The 4,466-nt window shown below is 44.0% G+C and carries 2 protein-coding genes; both read right to left on the minus strand.

The window, feature by feature from the left end:
- Positions 1–3,944 (minus strand): non-ribosomal peptide synthetase (locus tag BLU58_RS15780; RefSeq protein WP_143123820.1); only part of this gene is annotated, 3,944 nt, incomplete at its 3' end.
- Positions 3,934–4,466: phosphopantetheine-binding protein (locus BLU58_RS15785; RefSeq protein WP_255404757.1), on the minus strand; the 533-nt coding region annotated here is incomplete at its 5' end. The genes BLU58_RS15785 and BLU58_RS15780, both read right to left, overlap by 11 nt.

Below are 4,466 nucleotides of genomic sequence, written 5' to 3' on the forward strand. Positions count from 1 at the left end.
AAGAGAACTTGGTGCATCTTACCTCGATTGGTTTGAACCGCTGGACGAGGGCGATCTGTCGGTAATTGTAGGATCGGTAAGTCGCCTGACAGTTCTTCTTTCCAGTACTGAAGTTGTTGCTCCAATACGTCTTCTTTCAACCACTCTCTTTGCCACTGGGCAAAGTCTGCATATTGTACAGGAAGAGGACTTAATTCTGCTGGTGTCCCACTAATATCTTCTTCATAGAGAGCCATCCATTCATCCAACAAGACTTCCATGGACCAGCCGTCTGAGATAATATGGTGCATGGTACAAAGTAGCATCCATTCCTTTTCCTCTACTTGAAGAATCTGGACTCGAATCAAAGGGCCTTGTCCCAAATCAAACGGCGCTTCCGCTTCATTTTGAATGATGCGCTTCATTTCGGTGTCTCGTGCTTCCTTCGGAAGCTCCGTTACGTTCATCACTGGAATCGTTTCCGGGCTGTAAGGACGGATTTGTTGTACGGGTTGATCATCTATCTCTTGAATTACAGTCCGTAACGACTCATGACGTTTCAGAAGCTGATTCCATCCCTTTTCTAGGGATTCGATTGCCCAATCCCCTGTAAGACGCAATACAGCGGGAATATTATAGAGAGCACTATTCGGTGTGAATCGATCGATAAACCATAAGCGCTGTTGCGCATAGGATAGCGGGATCGCTTCGCCACGCTCCACTGGTACAAGTGGGGGTAATTCTCTCTTTTGGTCCCCTTGGTGTAACTGATCCAGTCGCCGCGCTAGAGATTCTACAGTTGAATACTCAAACAGCTCTCGCACTGGCAGTTCGATTCGGAATGCTTCTTGTAGACGGGAAACCACTTGTGTTGCGAGTAGTGAATGTCCACCCAGCTCAAAAAATGAATCTTGAACACTGATCTCTTCCACTCCCAACACCTGACTCCAAATCGAAGCAACGAGCCCTTCTGCTGGCGTTCGAGGTAGAATCCTATCTTCTCTTACAGACTGTCCAACTGGTTTTGGTAACGCTATGCGATCCATTTTGCCATTTGGTGTAAGGGGCATCTTATCCATCTCCACAAAATGCGATGGAACCATGTAATTCGGTAATTGAGCCTTGAGATGCTCTCGCCATTCTAGCGTACTTCCCTCACCCACCACGTAGGCTACCAATTTCTTATCGCCAGGATCATCTTCTCTTACCAACACCGCAGCCTCTTTTATGGACGAGCATTCTTGCAGGACCGATTCAATCTCGCCTAATTCAATACGGAAACCTCTAATCTTCACTTGGTTATCGATTCTTCCTACATACTCCAAATTGCCGTCACCTAGATATCGAACCAAGTCTCCAGTTCGATATAACTGTTCCCCTTCACGAAATGGATGAGAAACAAAACGTTCAACAGTGAGTTCAGGTCGGTTCAAATAACCACGTGATAACCCTTCACCACCAATATAAAGCTCACCAATTACGCCGACAGGAACAAGTAGCAAATTCCGATCCAATACATAGGCTTGAACGTTTGGTAACGGACGTCCAATCGTAACTTCCTTACTATTTTTGTCGATACGATAACATGTCGCATCAACGGTACATTCAGTAGGGCCATACAAATTATAAAACTGGGTCTTATCAAACTTCACCAATTGATCCCACAGTGCAGGCATAATTGCCTCGCCACCGATCAATACCTTACTGGGAACGTGAACACCTTCATCAAGCAATCCACAATCTACGAGTAATTGCAGGTGTGACGGGGTTAGGTCGAGCACCTCCAATTTATTTTCGCGGATATAAGATATAAACTGTTTGGCATCCCTGCGAACTTCACTCGAAATAAGATACACGCTAGCACCATACAACAGCATTTGTACTGTCTGAACAGATGCATCGAAGGCAATGGAAGAACTCAAACTAACACGCAAATGGGCCAGTGTCTCATTCGAAAAAACTTCTTTCTGTAAACCATACGATAAATTCATGACTGAGTGATGTTCTACCATAACCCCTTTTGGATTCCCAGTCGATCCCGAAGTATAGATCACATATGCCAAGTTATTTGCAGTCACTCCACTCACAGGTGACAAGCTACTCTCTTGTGCGATGATGGATTGATCCCGATCTAGACAAATTACTTGGATCCCTTCAGGTAAACCATCCATGAGCGCTTCATTGGTTAGTAGCACCTCAATCTTTGAGTTCTCTATAATGTATCTCAGACGACTTTCAGGATAACTTGGATCCAGTGGGACGTAGGCTCCACCTGCTTTGAGAATCCCAAAAAGACCAATCATCATTTCCAGTGAACGTTCCACACAGATCCCAACCAACGAGTCAGGACCAATTCCTCGCTTCTGTAAATAATGCGCCAGTTGATTCGCTTTCTCGTTTAGCTCTTGATATGTCAACTGCCCATCTTCATGCACGATTGCCACTGCTTCTGGTGTACGTGAAACCTGCTCTTCAAACATCTCATGAATCAAGTTCTCATAACCATACGCAACATCTGCATCGTTCCACTCTTCCAACAACTGCTTCTGTTCAACGTCTGAGAGCATAGTCAGCTTGGTAAAAGATTCATCTGGATATTGAGCAATTTCACTTAACCAGTTTTCAAAATGTCCTGCCATTCGTTCGATTGTGCTAGAGTCGAACAGGTCAGTATTGTATTCAAAAGAAACAACTAAACCTTCGTCCACTTCATACGCCGTTAAACTCAGATCAAATTTTGCGATAGGCAGATTGCTTTCGATCATTTCCAAACTTCTTCCAGACTGCCCTGCCCATCTTGTTTTCACATTTTGTAGCGTGAACATGGTCTGGAAGATGGGCGAATGACTGGTGCTCCGTTCTGGTTGCAATACTTCTACAATCTTTTCAAACGGAACATCTTGATGATCATATGCTGTAAGCGCCTTTTTCTTCATCTGAGATAAAATCTCCCTAAATGTAGGCGCTCCACTCAGGTCTGCCCGATAAACCAACGTATTGGCAAAAAAGCCAACTAACCCTTCTACCCCCTTATGGTTCCGGTTCGCAATCGGGCTTCCAACGAGGATATCTTCTTGCCCCGTATAGCGCGCGAGAAAGCTTTGGTAGGACGCCATTAGGGTCATAAATAGCGTTGATCCTTCTTGTTTACCTATTTCCTTCAACAAACCAAGTTTTTCAGGCGTCAGGACCATACGATACGTATCCCCATCGTATGTCTGTATAGCTGGCCGAGGTCGATCCATCGGTAGTTGTAGGATCGGAAGCTCACCAGACAACTCTTTTTGCCAATAAGTAAGTTGTCTATCCAATACTTCACCTTGCAACCACTCTCTTTGCCACTTTGCATAATCTGCATATTGAATCGAAAGTGGATGTAGCCCAGCTGGACTCCCGTTGCTCTCCTCTTCATAAAAGGCGAGCCATTCTTGAATCAGTATGCCGATGGACCACACATCTGAAATAATGTGATGCATCGTACATAACAATAACCATTCCTCTTGATCTACTCGAACCAGTAAACTCCGAATCAAAGGCCCATTCACTAAATCAAACGGTTCCTTCGCATGTTTAGAAAGCAAACTCTCTAACTCTCTTTCCTTCTCTTCCAATGAGAAATGAGAATAGTCCTCTACCAATAGTTTTTGAGGAGTATATTTCTCAATATACTGTACTGGCTGTTCTCCAACTTCCTTAAAAACCGTGCGCAGGGAATCATGACGTTCAAAGAGCCGATTAAACCCCTTCTCTAGTGCTTTAGGTATCCAATTTCCTCTTAGACGCCAAACAGTGGGGATATTATATAGAGAACTATTTGGATTAAACCGATCCATAAACCATACGCGTTGTTGCGCATAGGACAACGGAAGCGACTCTTTCCTCTCTTTTTTTTGCATCTGCTTCTGAATCCACTCTCTTTCTTCAGGAGAAAGAGAGTTTAATTTCGTCATTAGATCATTTCTCATTTTTTACACCCTCCCCGGCTAAGCGATTCTTGAATACACTTTGCTTTTCTTCATCCGATAACTCTTCCAACTGCATAAGAAGTTCAAGCAATTCTTGATCATGACTCATCTCTTCTTGTTGAATATAATCTTGCAGACTAACACACTCTCTACTATCATCCTGTGCCTTCTCATCCCGACTAGCACACAACTGGTCAATTCGTTCTGCTAATTCCTGCACGGTTGTATACGTAAATAAATCACGCAAAGGTAGCTCAATCCCAAAAGCTGCTTTTAGATTCGAAGCCGCTTGTGTAGCAAGTAACGAATGTCCACCCAGTTCAAAGAACGAATCGTGCACTCCAATATGTTCCATTCCCAAAACGTGATGCCATATAGAAACAATGATTTCTTCTGTCTCTGTACGAGGAGCAACATAACACTCCTCTGATTCCTTGCGATCTGGCCTAGGTAATGCTTTTCGATCAATCTTTCCATTGGAGGTAAGCGGTAAGGTTTCCATCTCGACAAAATGCGATGGAA

It is taken from the genome of Thermoactinomyces sp. DSM 45892, from assembly GCF_900107305.1.
Classification (GTDB): Bacteria; Bacillota; Bacilli; order Thermoactinomycetales; family Thermoactinomycetaceae; genus Baia.